Annotated in this window: 19 protein-coding genes; 10 read left to right on the top strand and 9 right to left on the bottom strand. The window is 64.0% G+C overall.

Annotation, left to right across the window (positions count from 1 at the left end; translation table 11 throughout):
- Nucleotides 1-60: 60 nt before the first annotated feature.
- On the bottom strand, nt 61-756 hold the full coding sequence (locus FEZ59_RS27290; RefSeq protein WP_029255047.1) for a ferritin-like fold-containing protein: 696 nt from the start codon (nt 754-756) through the stop codon (nt 61-63).
- Nucleotides 757-1156: 400 nt separating this feature from the next.
- Between FEZ59_RS27290 and FEZ59_RS27285 the strand changes: the two genes are divergently transcribed.
- Both FEZ59_RS27285 and FEZ59_RS27280 read left to right on the top strand, forming a co-directional pair.
- Entirely contained in the window at nt 1157-2761 is a 1605-nt protein-coding gene (locus FEZ59_RS27285; RefSeq protein ID WP_029537929.1) for a DEAD/DEAH box helicase, read from the top strand.
- Between the two features lie 9 nt (nt 2762-2770).
- Complete coding sequence (locus tag FEZ59_RS27280; RefSeq protein ID WP_029255045.1) at nt 2771-3973, top strand: PQQ-binding-like beta-propeller repeat protein; 1203 nt, start codon at nt 2771-2773, stop codon at nt 3971-3973.
- A 15-nt stretch (nt 3974-3988) separates the two neighbouring features.
- Here FEZ59_RS27280 and FEZ59_RS27275 read toward each other — a convergent pair whose 3' ends face one another.
- Nucleotides 3989-4786, bottom strand: a complete 798-nt coding sequence (locus FEZ59_RS27275) for an AAA family ATPase (protein ID WP_003940948.1) — start codon at nt 4784-4786, stop codon at nt 3989-3991.
- 71 nt (nt 4787-4857) lie between these two features.
- Between FEZ59_RS27275 and FEZ59_RS27270 the strand changes: the two genes are divergently transcribed.
- Together FEZ59_RS27270 and FEZ59_RS27265 are read left to right on the top strand one after the other, a co-directional pair.
- Nucleotides 4858-5481, top strand: a complete 624-nt coding sequence (locus FEZ59_RS27270; RefSeq protein WP_019747801.1) for an acid phosphatase — start codon at nt 4858-4860, stop codon at nt 5479-5481.
- Nucleotides 5482-5498: 17 nt separating this feature from the next.
- The gene (locus tag FEZ59_RS27265; RefSeq protein WP_003940724.1) at nt 5499-5978 is read left to right on the top strand and encodes a GNAT family N-acetyltransferase; all 480 of its coding nucleotides are present in this window, start codon (nt 5499-5501) and stop codon (nt 5976-5978) included.
- A 26-nt stretch (nt 5979-6004) separates the two neighbouring features.
- On the opposite strand, the gene FEZ59_RS27260 is transcribed toward FEZ59_RS27265, so the two are convergent.
- Complete coding sequence (locus FEZ59_RS27260; RefSeq protein WP_019747799.1) at nt 6005-6475, bottom strand: membrane protein; 471 nt, start codon at nt 6473-6475, stop codon at nt 6005-6007.
- A gap of 41 nt (nt 6476-6516) precedes the next feature.
- Between FEZ59_RS27260 and FEZ59_RS27255 the strand changes: the two genes are divergently transcribed.
- Both FEZ59_RS27255 and FEZ59_RS27250 read left to right on the top strand, forming a co-directional pair.
- Nucleotides 6517-7473, top strand: coding sequence for a diacylglycerol kinase family protein (locus FEZ59_RS27255; protein ID WP_019747798.1), 957 nt, complete (start codon nt 6517-6519; stop codon nt 7471-7473).
- A gap of 255 nt (nt 7474-7728) precedes the next feature.
- Nucleotides 7729-7983: a WhiB family transcriptional regulator gene (locus tag FEZ59_RS27250; protein WP_003940950.1), complete on the top strand. Its 255-nt coding sequence runs from the start codon at nt 7729-7731 to the stop codon at nt 7981-7983.
- A 119-nt stretch (nt 7984-8102) separates the two neighbouring features.
- Here FEZ59_RS27250 and FEZ59_RS27245 read toward each other — a convergent pair whose 3' ends face one another.
- From FEZ59_RS27245 to FEZ59_RS27230, 4 genes are all read right to left on the bottom strand, one after another.
- Complete coding sequence (locus tag FEZ59_RS27245) at nt 8103-9605, bottom strand: histidine kinase N-terminal domain-containing protein (protein ID WP_019747797.1); 1503 nt, start codon at nt 9603-9605, stop codon at nt 8103-8105.
- Between the two features lie 8 nt (nt 9606-9613).
- Nucleotides 9614-9829: a biotin/lipoyl-binding carrier protein gene (locus tag FEZ59_RS27240; protein ID WP_007731208.1), complete on the bottom strand. Its 216-nt coding sequence runs from the start codon at nt 9827-9829 to the stop codon at nt 9614-9616.
- A 313-nt stretch (nt 9830-10142) separates the two neighbouring features.
- Nucleotides 10143-10424, bottom strand: coding sequence for a mycothiol system anti-sigma-R factor (rsrA, locus tag FEZ59_RS27235; protein WP_003940722.1), 282 nt, complete (start codon nt 10422-10424; stop codon nt 10143-10145).
- The gene (locus FEZ59_RS27230) at nt 10421-11068 is read right to left on the bottom strand and encodes a sigma-70 family RNA polymerase sigma factor (RefSeq protein WP_085989606.1); all 648 of its coding nucleotides are present in this window, start codon (nt 11066-11068) and stop codon (nt 10421-10423) included. The genes rsrA and FEZ59_RS27230 overlap by 4 nt, the downstream gene beginning before the upstream one ends.
- A 258-nt stretch (nt 11069-11326) precedes the next feature.
- Between FEZ59_RS27230 and ybaK the strand changes: the two genes are divergently transcribed.
- Together ybaK and FEZ59_RS27220 are read left to right on the top strand one after the other, a co-directional pair.
- Nucleotides 11327-11821, top strand: a complete 495-nt coding sequence (gene ybaK / locus FEZ59_RS27225; RefSeq protein ID WP_031330963.1) for a Cys-tRNA(Pro) deacylase — start codon at nt 11327-11329, stop codon at nt 11819-11821.
- 24 nt (nt 11822-11845) lie between these two features.
- Nucleotides 11846-12559 (top strand): SIMPL domain-containing protein, encoded by a 714-nt coding sequence (locus tag FEZ59_RS27220; RefSeq protein WP_021332569.1) that lies wholly within the window; start codon nt 11846-11848, stop codon nt 12557-12559.
- Between the two features lie 3 nt (nt 12560-12562).
- Here the strand turns inward: FEZ59_RS27220 and FEZ59_RS27215 are convergent, their stop codons facing one another.
- Nucleotides 12563-13315 carry an SOS response-associated peptidase gene (locus FEZ59_RS27215; protein ID WP_020969226.1) on the bottom strand — a complete coding sequence of 251 codons (753 nt, stop codon included), beginning with the start codon at nt 13313-13315 and terminating at the stop codon, nt 12563-12565.
- 49 nt (nt 13316-13364) lie between these two features.
- On the opposite strand from FEZ59_RS27215, the gene aroA reads away from it, so the two are divergent.
- Together aroA and rsgA are read left to right on the top strand one after the other, a co-directional pair.
- Nucleotides 13365-14678: a 3-phosphoshikimate 1-carboxyvinyltransferase gene (gene aroA, locus FEZ59_RS27210; RefSeq protein WP_172933456.1), complete on the top strand. Its 1314-nt coding sequence runs from the start codon at nt 13365-13367 to the stop codon at nt 14676-14678.
- Entirely contained in the window at nt 14627-15664 is a 1038-nt protein-coding gene (gene rsgA, locus FEZ59_RS27205) for a ribosome small subunit-dependent GTPase A (protein ID WP_007731200.1), read from the top strand. The genes aroA and rsgA overlap by 52 nt, the downstream gene beginning before the upstream one ends.
- Nucleotides 15665-15769: 105 nt before the next feature.
- Here rsgA and FEZ59_RS27200 read toward each other — a convergent pair whose 3' ends face one another.
- The gene (locus FEZ59_RS27200; RefSeq protein WP_019747790.1) at nt 15770-17011 is read right to left on the bottom strand and encodes a fatty acid desaturase; all 1242 of its coding nucleotides are present in this window, start codon (nt 17009-17011) and stop codon (nt 15770-15772) included.
- Between the last annotated feature and the right edge of the window lie 106 nt (nt 17012-17117).

Raw genomic sequence — 17117 nt, 5'->3', positions numbered from 1 at the left:
GCTAATGCAGCAGCGACCGCCCACGCTCCTCTGCACGCTGTGCCCAGAGCGAACAGGCACCTAGACGAGTCCGAGAATCGCCATCCGCTCGGCGTGCTTTGCCTGCATACCGTCGAACAACGCGACAACTCCGTTGAGGTCACCCGAGGCCGAGATCACCAGATCCGTGAGGTCCTCACGCTGCGCCAGCACGAACTGCGCCTGCGTGATTGCTTCACCCAGAAGACGGCGTCCCCACAGCATCAGCCGGTCCTTGGCGCGGGTGCTGGCCTCCACTGCTGCCTTCACCTCGAGCACCACGAACTCCGAGTGGCCCGTCTGGGACAGCACGTCCTCGACGATCTCGGCGACATCCGCCGGGAGGGAGTGCCCGATCTCGCGGTAGAAATCGGCAGCGATTCCGTCGCCGACGTACGCCTTCACGAGCGATTCCAGCCACGTCGACGGTGTCGTCGACGCGTGATAGTTGTCGAGAGCACGAACGAACGGGTCCATGACGGCAAAGATCTCGTGGCCACGTTCCGTCAGCGCCGTTTCCAGAGTCTCGAAGTGGTCCATCTCGGCGGCGGCCATGCTGGCGAACGCCACCTTGCCTCGCAGGTCCGGTGCCATTTGTGCGTCCTCCGCCAACCGGTAGAACGCCGAAATCTCGCCGTAGGCGAGAACGGCAAACAAATCGATCACGCCGGGGTGATCGGAAGCGACTCGGCCTCCGGTTCCAGCGTCCGTCGAAGCATCAAGATCGTGTGCGCCCATGACTACGAACTGTAGTGCTTCGACGGCCGACGCGACCGCCAAGGACCGCATGTCCGATTCGGTGATCTTCGACATGTCATCACGAGGGGCGGACAACGTGCAGCTACAATGGTCTTGGGAGTTCGCCAGTTCCCCCGGCTCTTATGATTAGCCGGGACGGCTGCTTTAGGTCAGCCGACACGACTGTGCTCACGCGGACCCCACCGATAATGTGCGCGCACCTGCATCGACGGTTGTTGCCCGCTTCGCCGAGATCTCCGGACGGTTCGAATTCGTCCGAGTGGAATTCAGTGCTGAGGCGTAGGCATGACCGAAGAAAAAGAGGGCATCGACATCGGCCGATTTACGGCCTGGCCCCTTACCTTGTGCGTGCGTACCGCCACGAGGAAAGGCTAGTCCCCTGAGCAAGATCACTGTCGACCACGAAGACGAAGCAACCGAGAACACCGTTTCCGTCCAGCTCGACGACACCCATGTACCCCCGAGCTTCGCCGAACTCGGTGTACGCGACGAAATCGTCCGCGCACTGAACGAGATCGGCATCGAGCGCACCTTCGCCATCCAGGAACTCACCCTTCCGTTGGCTCTCGCCGGTGACGACCTCATCGGTCAGGCCCGCACCGGAATGGGCAAGACCTTCGGTTTCGGCGTCCCGCTCCTGCATCGCATCGTCACCGCCGAGAACGGCACGGCTGTCCTCGACGGCACGCCTCGCGCTCTGATCATCGTTCCCACCCGCGAACTGTGCATCCAGGTCGCTCGCGACCTCGAGAACGCCAGCAAGTACCTCCGAGTCGGCGACCGAGGTCTCCAGGTTCTGCCCATCTACGGCGGTCGGCCGTACGAGGCGCAGATCTCGGCACTGCAGAAGGGCGTCGACGTTGTCGTCGGCACCCCGGGTCGCCTGCTCGACCTGGCCAACCAGTCGCACCTGATCCTGGGCAAAGTGGGCGTTCTCGTCCTCGACGAGGCCGACGAAATGCTCGACCTCGGATTCCTCCCCGACATCGAACGCCTCATGGGCATGGTCCCCGACAAGCGTCAGACGATGCTCTTCTCCGCCACGATGCCCGGCCCGATCATCACCCTGGCTCGCACCTTCCTGACGCAGCCGACGCACATCCGCGCCGAGGAAGCCGAATCCTCCGCAGTGCACGACCGCACGAGCCAGCACATATACCGTGCGCACGCTCTCGACAAGGCCGAGATGGTCGCCCGTGTTCTGCAGGCCGAAGGCCGCGGCGCGACGATGATCTTCACCCGCACCAAGCGCACAGCCCAGAAAGTCGCCGACGATCTCGCCGAGCGCGGCTTCTCCGTCGGTGCCGTCCACGGTGACCTCGGACAGATTGCCCGCGAGAAGGCCCTGAAGGGCTTCCGCAACGGCAAGGTCGACGTGTTGGTCGCTACCGACGTCGCCGCACGCGGCATCGACATCGACGACGTCACCCACGTCATCAACTACCAGTGCCCCGAGGACGAGAAGACCTACGTCCACCGCATCGGTCGTACCGGACGCGCCGGACGCACCGGCATCGCTGTCACGCTGGTCGACTGGGACGACATTCCTCGCTGGCAGCTCATCGACAAGGCACTGAGCCTCGGAATCCCCGATCCGGTCGAGACGTACTCGAGCTCGCCGCACCTCTACGAAGAGCTGTCGATTCCGGCCGATGCCAAGGGCACTGTTCGCAAGGCCAAGCCCGCCCCTGAGAAGGCTGCAACCGACAAGGCGGCAACGGACAAAGCAGACGCGCCGAAGACGGCCGACGCCGACGGCAACGAAGAGAAGGCCGCGCCTCGTCGCAACCGGACTCGCCGCCGTACCCGCGCCGGTGCTTCGACCGACGCCGCGACGTCCACCACCGCCGGCGCCACCACAGCTCCCCCTTCGGCACCGGCTGCAACCGCTACCGAGAACTCGGACGAAGACGGAGCGGCCAAGCCGCGTCGCCGTCGGCGTCGTCGCCCCGCGGCTTCCGCGACGGCAGGCGCCGCAGAGTAAGCTGCCGATGTGCTGGCTCCCGAAAGGCGTACTCGCTCAGATGTGATCGGTGCGCTGGCAATCGCGCTGGCCGTAATCGTGGCGGTGACCGTGGTGTGGTTGCGCAGTGATGCGCGCGGAACCACCTCGGTCACCGCCGAATCTCCACTCCCACCTCTGTCGACGTCGGTGTTGTTACCCGACATCCTGAGGCAGACGTGGGAATCTCCCAGTGCCGACTCGACGGCACCGATCACCGTCGGAAATGCCGTCGTCACCGCCGACGGTTCCGACGTGATCGGCCGCGACCCGGCAACAGGCGAAGAAGTGTGGCGATACGCGCGCAACATTCCCCTGTGCGGTGCGATCGGATCGTGGGATCGCGTCGTCAGCGTCTATCAGGACAATCGCGGTTGCTCTCAGGTCACGTCACTGGTCGCCGACACCGGCGCCCGAAAGGACCAGCGCAACAGCGACGCCGATTCCGCGGTCAGTTTGTCGGCGGACGGCACCTATCTGATCTCACGCGGCAGTGAGCGAATGGAACTGTGGCGCTCGGACCTCGTCCGAACTCTCGAGTACGGCCGGGTCGACGCGAAGGTCAATCCCAACAAGCAACCCCGCACCGGATGCACGCTGCTCGACGCTGCGTCGAGCGCCAACCGAGTCTCGGTACTCGAGCGTTGCCCGGGTGAAGCCTCCAACAGGTTGACGGTGATGAACCCCGCACCGAAGGACGCCCAGGAACCCGAAGAATACGGATCCTCGATTCTCCTCGGCTCCGAAGGCGCCCGCCTTCTTGCCGTGGCCGGCGAGAAGACGGCGGTCTACCTCCCTGCCGCCAACGGAACCGCTTCTCGCATCACCATTTTCGACGGAACCGGCAATCCGATCGTCGACTATCCGATCGAGGGAGCGGTGACCGAAGGGGCCCGCACCCACGCCGACAAGGCTTCGATCACGTGGTGGACCGGCTCTCAGACGGTCAACCTCCGCCTGAGCGACCTGGCTCCGACGTGGATCGTCAACGGAACGTCCGGGCCCGGAAGCATGGTCGCCGGTCAGATGCTCATCCCCGTTCCGGGCGGCATTGCAGCCGTCAGCCCGTCGGACGGAGCGGTGCAGCGCATGATCGCAGTCGACCGCGGTGAGACGACGACGCCGATCGTGCTCGCCAGTGCGGGCGAGACGATTCTGGAACAGCGCGGCGATACCTTGTTCGCGCTGCGCTAGAAGCTCTCGCCTTCCTCAGAGCGCCAGTTCCGGCGCGAAAGTCACGACTTCGTTTCCAGCCCAATGCTTTACGAGATTGTCGGCGAGTTCACGATAGGCATCCGCGCCCTTGTTCTTTCGCCCGGCAAGGACCGTCGCGCCGGAAGCAGAGGCCTCGGCGAACTTGACGGTGCGTGGAATCGGCGGCGCCAGAACGGCGAGGGAGTAGCGGTCACTGACGTCAGCGAGTACGTCGCGACTGTGCGTGGTTCGAGCGTCGTACAGAGTCGGAAGTGCGCCGAGCAGAACAAGATCCGGGTTGGTGATGGCTTGGACTTCACGAACCGTACGCAGCAACTGTCCGACGCCGCGGTGTGCGAGGGTTTCGCATTGCAGTGGAACCAGAACCGACTGCGCCGCAGTCAATCCGTTGAGCGTGAGCACACCCAACGACGGTGGGCAGTCGATGATGATGACGTCGTAAGAACCCAGGAGCGGAGACAGGGCCCGCTTGAGCGCGAACTCTCGACCGGGTCGCATCAGGAGCAGCGCTTCGGCGCCCGCGAGATCGATGGTGGCCGGCAGGAGATCCATACCGTCGTCCGTCTTCAGCACGGCGTCGACCGCGTCGAGATCACCCGCCAGGACCTCGTTGACCGAACGCTCGAGGCGATCCGGATTGTGTCCGAGCGAGAACGTCAGGCAGCCCTGCGGGTCGAGATCCACCACCAGAACTCGTTGTCCGAGCGCGGACAAAGCCGCACCGAGAGAAGCGACGGTAGTGGTTTTAGCCACGCCGCCCTTTTGATTCGCCACTGCGAGAACCGTCGTCACACGTAGATCCTTGCGCACTTCGCGCCAGGAGGCGAGCTACACACGCGAGGCAGCCTGCAATGATGGTCGACATGACCTCCCAGTCCGCCCCCTCGTCGATCCCCCTCGGTGCTCGCGTCGTACTCATGCGCCACGGTGAAACCGAGTGGGCACGCACCGGGAAACACACGGGCCGGACCGAGGTTCCGCTGACTCCGCTCGGCGAGATGCAGGCAACCGCGACCGGAAATCGCTTGCGAACCCTCGACCTCCGGAACCCCATGATTCTGACGAGTCCGCGGCTGCGCGCACAGTTGACGGGTGATCTCGCCGGCCTGCCGGAAGAGCGAACCTGGGATGCACTTTCCGAATGGGACTACGGCGACTACGAAGGCCTCACGACGCCCGAGATCCGCGCAACGGTGCCCGATTGGACCGTCTGGACACACCCGTGCCCCGGCGGCGAGCAGACCGATCAGATCCATGCCCGCACCGACATGGTGCTGTCGATGGTGCGTTCGCAGCTACCCGAGCGGGACGTGATCCTGATCGGGCACGGCCACTTCTCACGCGCGCTCATCGCCCGCTGGCTCGAGCTCCCGGTCACCGAAGGAAAGCGTTTCGCGTTGTTCCCGGGCGCTTACACGGTTCTCGGTTACGAGCACGGCGCCAGCCACCTCGTCCATCACAACGTGCCGCCGCTCGTGGAGGCTTGAGGCTTAAGATTCTCCCCATGATCCGACGCGCCACGCCCGCAGACGTCCAGCCGATCACCGACATGATCTACGAGTTGGCGGACTACCAGAAGGCCCTCGACGAGTGCACTGTGAAGGCGGAACAGATCGGCGAGGCATTGTTCGGGCCGGCCGCGACGGCCTTCGCGCACGTCGCTGTGAATTCGGCTGACGACGTCGTCGGCATGGCGCTGTGGTTCCGCAATTTCTCCACGTGGGACGGCGCCCACGGCATCTACCTCGAAGACCTGTACGTCAAGCCCAGCCAGCGCGGATCAGGCCACGGAAAGGCTCTTCTGGCCGCGCTCGCCAAGGAGTGCACCGACAACGACTACACCCGGCTGTCCTGGTCGGTGCTCAACTGGAACACGCCCTCGATCAAGTTCTACGAGTCACTCGGTGCCGACGCGAAGACGGAGTGGACCACGTATCGCCTGACCGGCACCCACCTCGGAGCTCTTGCCGCCGAAGCTGAGTAGGACTGAAGCAGGGTAGGCGTTCCGTCCTACTTGTCCCGCGGCTCTTCGGTCTCGTCCGGGCGTCCCTCTTCCGGCGACACCTCGTCTGCGTACGCTCCGTACTCCGCTGCCATCCATCGAGACGTCGGAGCCGAGAACAGGCAGCCCAGAGCGCCGAGAACGACGACACCCAGAACGATGCCGAGCGGCACCTGATGCGAATCGGTCAGGAGCGACCAGGCGACTGGTAGGAGCAGCAACTGCGCGACGACGGCGATTGCCCGGCCCCACCGGCGACCCGTCAGCAAAGCGATACCGGCTGCCAACACCGCGCCGCCGAGGATCGCGACCCAGGCGGCAAATCCGTATCCGTTGGTGACGCTCTGATCGTGGCCGGTCGCGCCGCGAATCACTGCGACGATCGCGAACCCGGCGGCAACCAGCCCTTGCAGCGTCACGAGGGCACCTGCCCATGTGACTGTCTTGGGCAGGGCGTTCGGACTGGCGGTATTCGGCACGAGGCCAGCCTAGAACACGACACCGGATAGGCTCATGCCCCGTGCGCGCACTGCTGATCGTCAACCCCAATGCCACCTCCACCACCGCTGCCGGTCGTGACCTGTTGGCACACGCCCTCGAGAGTCGGGTGCGACTTACTGTGGCGCACACCACACATCGGGGACACGCTGCCGAACTGGCGCGCGAAGCCCACGAAGACGGCTTCGGCTCGGTGATCGTCCACGGCGGCGACGGAACGGTCAACGAAGTGGTCAACGGACTGCTCGGGTCACCGCATCCCGCGTCGATGAAATCGGTTCCGGTCGGTCCGATCCCGACGATCGCTGTCGTCCCGGGAGGCTCGGCAAACGTTTTCGCGCGCTCACTCGGTATTGCCGCCGACCCGATCGACGCCACAAACCAACTCGTCGATCTACTCTCGGAACGAACGAGACGCCGAATCGGGCTCGCACACTGCGACAACCGTTGGTTCACGTTCAACGCCGGAATGGGCCTCGACGCCGATGTATGCGAAGCCGTCGACGCCAGCCGTAAGAACGGTGACGCCGCCACACCCGCCCGGTATGTCCGAACCGCAATCGCGGCGTTCTTCCGTGCCAAGCGAGCCGAGCCCGCCCTGACAGTCCACCTCCCCGATCAGGATCCCGTCTCCGGAGTCCACTACGCGTTCGTGTCGAACTCGAGCCCGTGGACATATCTGGAAGAGCGTCCCGTACACACCAATCCGGGAACGACCTTCGACAGTGGACTCGGCATCTTCGCCATGACGAGCACCAAAGTCCTACCGTCTCTGCGGGTTGTGCGACAGCTCCTCGCACGCGGCGCAGAACCGAAATCGAAGGTCCTTCTACGCACCGACGACGTCCCGACAATCACCATCGAATCGTCGCGACCGATCGGACTGCAGATGGACGGCGACTACATCGGACTTCGCGAAAAAGTCGAATTCACCTCGGTCCCGGATGCACTGGAAGTGTTCGCACCGATTCCGACGTGAGTCAGGCAACACGTTTGACCTGCAAAAACTCTGGTGCCGAATAGTCGAAATCGGGTAAAATGCCGGTGACGCCCAGGTGGCCGTCAGGTGTGTCACAAATTAGTGAGTTGGCCCACGAACCCGTTCAAACCTATTGACATACCGCGAGTTCGTGAAAGCATTCACAAGTAACAGTGCGGAAACATTGATGACGCACACACAAACTCATTGGTACCAAATGGTGTGAATACACACCCAATTAAGGAGCGAAAAAAGATGGACTGGCGCCACAACGCAATCTGTCGCGACGAGGATCCCGAACTGTTCTTCCCGGTGGGAAACAGTGGACCGGCCCTTGCTCAGATCGCTGATGCCAAGGTTGTCTGCAACCGCTGCCCCGTCACCGCCGAGTGCCTGTCCTGGGCTCTCGAGTCCGGCCAGGATGCAGGCGTCTGGGGCGGAATGAGCGAAGACGAGCGCCGCGCACTCAAGCGTCGTAACGCACGTACCCGTGCACGCACTTCCGTCTAGGTAGAACCGAGACGTTCGACTCGCGGCGGAGAACAGCCCCTCCGCACAGTCGAAGACGACAGCCCGACACCACATGGTGTCGGGCTTTTTGTCTGCTCGAATCGCTAACGCTGCTCGAATCAGTAACGCGCAGTGCGTCTACCGAGCGGCACACGCAGAACCGCGTCGGTGCCGCCACCGCTTCCCGGGTGCAGTCCGAGCGAGCCACCGAGTTCGGCGCCCAGCAAAGTCCGCACGATCTGGAGTCCGAGCCGATCGGACTTCTCGAGGTCGAAGTTCTCCGGCAGGCCGCGCCCGTTGTCGTGGATGATCACGTCCAACCAGCGCGCAGAACGCTCGGCGCTGAGTGTGACCGTGCCGGTCACTCCCGGATCGAAAGCGTGCTCGATCGCGTTCTGCACCAACTCCGTCAGCACCATGACCAGCGGGGTGGCGCGCTCGGCGGAGAACACTCCGAAACTGCCCTCACGCCGAATCGCCACCGGCACACCCACTCCCGCGACATCGGAAAGCATGGGAACCAACCGGTCGATCACCTCGTCGAGATCCACCTCTTCGTCCACCGACATCGACAAGGTGTCGTGAACGAGGGCGATGGACGTCACGCGCCTCACCGACTCTGTCAACGCCTGTCGCGCTTCGTCGTTGCCGGTTCGCCTGGCCTGTAGACGCAGAAGCGCCGCGACTGTTTGCAGGTTGTTCTTCACTCGATGGTGAATCTCGCGGATGGTTGCGTCCTTGCTCAGGAGAGCGCGATCACGACGCTTGACCTCGGTGACGTCGCGGACGACGACCGCCGCACCGACATGCCGGCCGCCCGGCTTGAGAACCAGGGCTCGCAGCAGAACGGTCGCCCCGCGCGCCTCGATTTCCATACGGCGACCGGGCTTGTCCGCCAACGTATCTCGGATGTATCCCGCAGCTTCCTGAGACTCGAACGGGTCGGTGACCAACGAACGGGTCAACGCCGCGAGGTCTTGGCCCACCAGATCCGAACTCAGACCCATCCGGTGATAGGCCGAGAGCGCGTTCGGGCTGGCATAGACGACGGTGCCTTCGGTATCGAGACGGATGAAGCCGTCGCCCGCACGTGGGCTCGAGTTCGTGTCGGAGCGCGATTCTCGGATCGGGAAGGTTCCGTCGCTGATCATCTGACACAGGTCTTCGGCGCAATCGAGATACGCGAGCTCGAGCGGACTCTGCGCTCGCTGGTGCGACAGGTTGGTGTCGCGGCTCAGAACCGCGATGACTCGCCCGTCCAGACGCACCGGAACGGCTTCCCGACGCGGCGGCATTCCTTCACGCCACGTCTCGTCTTCCCCGCGCACGACGCGGCCCTCGACGAGAGCGCGAAGAACCTGCGGGTGCTCGGACTCGGAAACGACCGTTCCGACCGCGTCCTCCGGAAAAGCCGTCGATGCCGTTGTCGGCCGGCAATGCGCGACGCAGATGACCGTCCCCTCGGATCGGTTCTTCTCCGATTCGGTGCCCACCCACAGGAGAACGTCGGCAAAGGAAAGGTCGGCGAGCAGTTGCCACTCCCCCACGACGCGCTGGAGATGGTCGACCGCCGCACCGGGAAGATCGGTGTGTTCGGCGAGGAGGTCACTGAGAGTGGACATCGTCCGGCTTAGGAGATCACGGCGATCAGATCGCCTTGCTGAATCACGTCGCCGACCTTGACGCCCACCGTCGTCACCGTTCCCGGAACTTCGGCCAGGACGGGAATCTCCATCTTCATGGATTCGAGGATGACCAGGGTGTCGCCGTCCGCAACGACGTCTCCCTCGCTCACGACGACCTGGTAGACCGTCGAAACCATCTCGGCGCGCACGTCTTCTGCCATCGTGAACCTCACTTCTGTCGGAACTGCACTCTGACCACGAAAATACGTCGACGGATCACTCGATCGACCTGCCAATGGAACCACACCGGCATCGGCGTGAAACAATGACGCGAAAGAAACAGAAGGGAGACCAATCATGGGTAAGCGTGGTCGTAAGAAGCGCAGCCGTAAGGGCAACGCCGCTAACCATGGCAAGCGTCCAAACGCCTGACATGTAGCGCAACAAAACGTCCGAGGGGCGGGGAAGCATTGCTTCCCCGCCCCTCGGCGTTACTGCCTTCCGACTGCTGCCGCTCAGATCTTCGCTGACGGGCTAGCTGTCGGTTTCGGTAGTCGTTATGACGATGGTCCGACGCAACTCGACGGTGAGCCGCTGACGCAGGCTTTCCGGCGCGTGGTCTCCACCGCACTTACGGTTGATCAGGCTCTTGACCTTCTCCTCGATCCCGTAGGCCTCGAGGCACGATCCACAATCGTCGATATGACGCTGCAGGCGAGCACGACTTGAATCGTCGCATTCTCCGTCGAGCATCAACCAGACGTCGGCGATGACTGCCGAGCAGTCGAGCCTTTCGAATTCGTCCTGCTCACTCATCGTGTGACACCTTCCGTCTCGGTGGCTGCGACTGTGGCTGTGTCGACCGCGCCGTCCCGATTGAATCCCCGGTCTTTTGCGACATCGGCCAAGAGACCACGCAATTGCTTGCGACCACGGTGCAGTCGCGACATCACCGTTCCGATGGGTGTGCCCATGATCTCCGCGATCTCCTTGTACGGGAATCCTTCGACATCGGCGTAGTACACGGCCATACGGAATTCCTCGGGAAGCGACTGCAGCGCCGCCTTGATGTCGTCGTCAGGCAACGCGTCGAGCGCCTCCACCTCGGCCGATCGCAGCCCCGTCGAGGTGTGCTCGGCGGTGGCGGCCAACTGCCAGTCGGTGATCTCGTCCGTCGGATACTGCGCGGGTTGGCGCTGCTTCTTGCGGTACGAGTTGATGTAGGTGTTCGTGAGAATCCGGTACAGCCAGGCTTTCAGGTTGGTACCGGCACGGAACGAACGGAAAGCGGTGTACGCCTTGACGTACGTCTCCTGCACGAGATCCTCGGCATCAGCCGGATTCCGCGTCATGCGCAGGGCAGCGCCGTACAACTGGTCGAGCAGCGGGAGCGCGTCGCGCTCGAACCGGGCAATCAACTCATCCGCAGTTTCGGGCGTTTCGGACACAGCGCCGTCGATAGGTTCAGTTACCCCTGACGGTTCGTCCTTGGGCCGGTCGTGTTCCAGCACTCTGATCCCTTCACTAGCCGTAGGGATCAAGGTTACCGCCAACTGAAGATCCGACCCACGGGCCGGTGGTGGCTCACACACAGCCAGCACGGTCGCTCCTTCGCTTCTCGGGACAAGTTTCATCAACTGGTACCAACACGGGAGTCTGCGACTCTGTTCCCGGCCTGGTCGGATGTACCTGTCGGCGATCCACATAGGGTGTTCCTCATGGCCGGAACAGCGACCCCTGCGACCGTACTTCTCGACAAGTCGAAGACACCGCACCGCGTTCACAGCTACGACCACGATCCTCGCGCCGAATCTTTCGGCGACGAGGCGGTCACTGCACTGGCAGAGTCGACAGGCGTCGAGGCCGCACAGATCTTCAAGACCTTGGTCGTCAAACTCGACACCGGCAAGCTCGCCGTCGCGGTCCTGCCGGTCCCGAACAAGCTCTCGCTCAAAGCCGCAGCCGCTGCCCTCGGTGCAAGCAAAGCCGTCATGGCCGATCGCGCCGAAGCCGAGCGCTCGAGCGGCTACGTCTTCGGCGGTATCTCACCGCTCGGCCAACGCAAGAAACTGCCGACCGTGATCGATGCGTCGGCGCTCGACTGGGACCGCATTCTCTGCAGCGCCGGTCGACGCGGGCTCGAGATCGAGCTGGCTCCGACGGACCTCGCGCAGTTGAGTGGCGCGGTCACGGCGCAAATCACGGCGGGCTGAGTATCCGGTCGCTACGGTCTCACCATGCGACCACACCTGAAAACTCTTGCACTGACCGCTGCAGCGGCAGCTCTCACCGTCTCGCTGACGGCCTGCGGGAGTTCGGACAATGCCGCCAAGGAAGTCACGGTAGTCGGATCAGGGCAGGTCCGCGGGGCGCCGGACATCCTCAATGCCGACATCGGCATCGAGGTGGTTGCCCCGGATGTATCGGGAGCGGTCTCGGAGGCGAATGACAAGGCCCGTCAGATGATCGACGCGATAGTCGCCGCCGGTGTGGCCCCCGAGGACGTGCAGACAAGCGATCTGTCCGTCCAGCCGCAGTACGACGCCAGCGGCGGACCGTTCGTCGGCGGCAACGTGACCGGCTACCGGGCAACCAACTCGGTACGAATCGTCGTACGCGATCTCGACAAGGCCTCTTCTGTCCTGGACGCCGGCATCGCGGCGGGCGGAAACGCGGCACGGCTCGGCAACGTCGCCTTCGCCATCGACGACGACTCTCAGCTTCTGGCCGACGCTCGCACCCGGGCCTTCGAGGACGCGAAGAACCGTGCCGAGCAGTACGCGGATCTGTCCGGTACGTCGCTCGAGAACGTCGTGACCATCACCGAGGCACACGACACGAGCGGCGGTCAGACCATGCGCGCTCCCGACGCCTCGATGTCCGACATGGTTCTCGCCCCGGGAACCCAGCAGGTCTCGTTCGAGGTGACCGTTACCTGGGCTCTCGGCTGACCACTAGAGCAGGCTGATCTGCTCGCCGGCACGGTCGACGTCCGGCTCGATCAACTCGTGCCCGTTGTTCTTGACACTGTTGACCAGCGGCCGGACTCGATCGACGTCGATCCGCTCGAAGAGGTCCGGCACCGGTTCGAGCAGAGCCGAATCGACGGTGTTGTCGGGATCGAGCCACGCCTCCCAGCGGTCACGAGGCAGGGCGAGGGGCATGCGGTCGTGAACCTGCTCGAGGTGACCGAGAGAGTCGACTGTGACGATCGAGCAGCTCAGGACGGGGCTCGCGTTCTCGACCCTCGGGTCCCGCCAGGCAGACCACACGCCCGCCATGAACAGCCGTGATCCGTCGTCGGGGTGCATGTAGTAAGGAATCTTCGCTGCCTTTTTCCCGCCGGTGGCCTCGGTCTGCCACTCGTACCACCCGTCCATGGGGACCAGGCAACGCTTGAACTTGAAGGCGGTCCGAAACGCCGGCTTCTCCGCCAGCGAGTCGGCGCGGGCGTTGAACAGGACCGGGCCTTTGCCCAGTTCCTTGGTCCACGACGGCACCAATCCCCACCGCATCCGCCGAATCCTCTTGGTCGGATCGCTGTCGGGGTTCTCCCGATCGTGGCGTTCGACGACGGTCAACACCTCGGTCGTGGGGGCCACGTTGTAATCGGCTTCGACGGGCGCCGAGTGGTCCGTCTCGTCGAGCGCATCGAGTTCCACCGCCAGGGTGGCCGGGTCCGCTGTGGTCGCATACCTTCCGCACATGACACCCAGGGTGGCACGGTTTCGACCATTCCCCCACCGATGAGAGAAGATGGACCATGTGAGTCTGAGTCTGTGGAGCGCCCCGAGGGCCCAAGCACCCGTCGATGCAGTGGTGACGCTGCCCGGATCCAAGTCCATCACCAATCGAGCTCTGATTCTTGCCGCACTTGCGGATGGCCCGTCCACGATCACCGGTGCACTTCGCAGCCGTGACGCCGACCTGATGATCGCAGCTCTGCGTGACCTCGGCATCGGCATCGAGGAAGCCGGCGATCCGACCACGCTTCGCATCACCCCTGGGCCCCTGCGCGGCGGCGAGGTCGACTGCGGCCTGGCCGGCACCGTGATGCGCTTCCTGCCGCCACTCGCCGCGATGGCCGACGGCATCGTCCGCTTCGACGGCGACGAGCAAGCACGCACACGCCCCCTCGGCACCATCTTGGAGGCACTGCGCGGTCTCGGCGCTCGGATCGAGGGTGACGCACTCCCGTTCACCGTCACCGGAACCGGATCCCTACGCGGAGGAACGGTCACCATCGACGCATCCGGCTCGTCGCAGTTCGTCTCCGGTCTCCTGCTCTCGGCTGCTGCCTTCGAAGAGGGTGTCACCGTTCACCACGACGGCAAGCCCGTCCCGTCCATGCCACACATCGACATGACCGTCGAGATGCTCCGCCGAGCCGGAGTTTCCGTGACGACACCGGCCACGGGCGGAGACGCAGACACGTGGCGGGTGGCACCGGGGCCGGTGCGCGCCGTGGACTGGGCGATCGAACCCGATCTCTCCAACGCCACACCGTTCCTGGCCGCAGCCGCTGTTACCGGCGGAACCGTCAGCGTCCCGATGTGGCCGTCGTCGACGACGCAGCCCGGCGACGCGATCCGCGGGATCCTCGCCTCGATGGGCGCCGACGTCACTCTTGCCGACGGCGTGCTGACCGTTCGCGGCCCGGAGAAACTGCGCGGCATCGACATCGACCTCCACGACGTGGGAGAGCTGACCCCCACCGTCGCGGCCCTGGCCGCTCTCGCCGAGGGCACCTCGCATCTGCGAGGTATTGCACACCTGCGCGGGCACGAGACCGACCGTCTGGCTGCCCTCGCCGACGAGATCAACAAGCTCGGCGGTTCCGTCACCGAAACCGACGACGGCCTGACGATCGTTCCCGCGGAACTCCATGGCGGACAATGGCTCTCGTATGCCGACCACCGCATGGCAACAGCCGGCGCCATCATCGGCCTGGTCGTCGACGGCGTCGACGTCGACGATGTCGGAACCACAGCCAAGACACTGCCCGGCTTCGAGAACATGTGGATCGACATGCTCGAGAGTTCGCCGGCGACACCGAAGGCAAGCTTCTGAGTCCGCGGCAGTACGACGAGTCCGACGTCCGGGTACGTCCCGGCCGCGGATCCCGCCCCCGTACGAAGACTCGGCCCGAACATCTCTCGGCCGAATCGGGGATGGTGGTGTCGAAGGATCGTGGCCGTTGGGGTTGCGTCCTCGGCGGCGATCCCGACCGGCTGATCGTCACGATGCGCGCCCGCGAACTTGGCCGCACCCCCATCGTCGTCGGCGATCAGGTGGACATCGTCGGCGATCTGTCCGGCAAAACCGATACCCTCGCCCGCATTGTCCGGGTCTCCGAGCGTTCTACGGTTCTGCGACGGACGGCCGACGACACCGATCCCTTCGAACGCATCGTCGTCGCGAACGCGGAGCAGTTGCTCATCGTCGTAGCACTCGCCGATCCCCCACCGCGCACCGGTTTTGTCGAGCGCGCACTGGTCGCCGCCTACGTGGGTGGCCTGACACCGATCGTCTGCCTGACCAAGAGCGACCTCGAACCACCCGAGGAATTCGCGAGCACATTCGCCGACCTCGACATCCAAGTGGTCGTCGCCGGTCGCGACGATCCCCTGGACGAACTGACGCAGATCCTCGAGCACAAGTTGACCGCCCTGATCGGACATTCCGGCGTCGGAAAGTCGACATTGGTCAATCGCCTTGTCCCCGATGCCAATCGAGCGGTCGGCATCGTATCCGGCGTCGGCAAGGGCCGGCACACATCGACGCAATCGGTGGCACTCCCCCTCGCCGGTGGCGGCTGGGTGATCGACACCCCTGGCATCCGTTCGTTTGGTCTGGCGCACATCTCGCCCGAGAACGTGGTGGCTGCATTCTCGGATCTCGCTGCGGCGATCGAGGATTGCCCGCGCGGATGCACGCACCTCGGGCCGCCGGCAGACCCCGAATGCAAGCTCGACCTGCTGGAGGGCAAATCCGCTCGACGCGTCGTCGCTGTGCGACAACTGCTGGAAGCGATCAAGTCCAACGATCAGTACTGAGCGACACCCCTGCACGACGCCCCAGCGCGAGAACAGCAAAGCGGCCCGGCACCATGTCGAATGGTGTCGGGCCGCTTGTTGCGTCTGGTCAGCGCAGGCGGGAAATCAGCGCAGGCCGAGAAGGCTGCGCAGCTTTCCACTCTTGCGCTTACGTGCGATGGCGCTCTTGAGACCGTTACGACGCCCGGTCACGGGATCGACAGTCGACGTAAGTTCGCCGTCGAACATCCGCTCCGACGCCGTCTCGGGCGCATTGTCGACGGTGTCCTTGAGGTACTTGTTGGGCAGCGACAGCTTGGCGATGGTGCGCCAGGACTTGGCGTACTGCACGGCAAGTGGGCCCGTCGTGTACGGCAGGTCGTACTTGTCCGCGAGCTGACGCACCGTGACCGCGATGTCCTTGTAGCGGTTGCTGGGCAGATCGGGGAACAGGTGATGCTCGATCTGGTAGCTCAGGTTGCCCGTCATGAAGTCCATGAGCGCGCTGCCCTCGATGTTGGCGCTACCGAGCATCTGACGCAGGTACCACTGAGCCTGCGTTTCCTTGTCGATGTCTTCCTTGGTGAACTTCTCGGCACCGTCCGGGAAGTGACCGCAGAAGATGACCGCGTTGGTCCACACGTTCCGCAGGGTATTGGCGGTGAAGTTGGCCGACAACGTGCTCTTCCACGCCGGGCCGGTGATGGCCGGGTAGATGACGTAGTCGCGCAGGACCTGCTTGCCAATCTTCTCGCCGACCTCGCGGAGCTTGCGCTGGGTCTCTTCCTTGTCGGCGCGGCCCTTGGCCACCTTGCCGAGCTCGAGGTGCTGTGCGGCGATGCCGTACTCGAAGAACAGCGCGAGCAGCGTGTTGTAGACCAGATTGCCGGCGTTGAAGGGCTTCCATCGCTGATCGCGGGTGACGCGCAGGAGTCCGTATCCGACGTCGTCGTCCATTCCGAGGACGTTGGTGTACTTGTGATGCAGGTAGTTGTGGGTCTGCTTCCAGTGCGCAGACGGGCCGGTGACGTCCCACTCCCACGAGGTGGAGTGGATCTCCGGGTCGTTCATCCAGTCCCACTGACCGTGCATCACGTTGTGCCCGAGTTCCATGTTCTCGATGATCTTCGAGAGCGTCAGCAGGCCAACTCCGGCGAGCCACGCCGGACGGCGACGGCTGGCGAAAAGCACTGCGCGGCCGCCGATTTCGAGTGAACGCTGCAGGCGAATGACGTTGCGCACGTAGCGCGCGTCCTTCTCGCCGCGCGACTCCTCGATGTCGCGACGAATCGCGTCGAGTTCGCGGCCGAGCGCCTCGATGTCGGCGTCCGTGAGATGTGCATATTCCTTGACATCTGCAATCGCCATGGAAAGCCTCCTAGCAGTGAGTTAGGCGCAAAGTAGTAAGTGCAGAACGATCATGACTTCGAATCGTTCAGATCAACTGCACCTACTGTAGCGTAACTTACGGCAC

The organism is Rhodococcus sp. MS13 (assembly GCF_013277835.1).
Taxonomy (GTDB): domain Bacteria; phylum Actinomycetota; class Actinomycetes; order Mycobacteriales; family Mycobacteriaceae; genus Rhodococcus_F; species Rhodococcus_F erythropolis.
The sequence above is the reverse complement of the archived record's forward strand: the minus strand, read 5'-3'. Positions and strand labels throughout refer to the sequence as shown.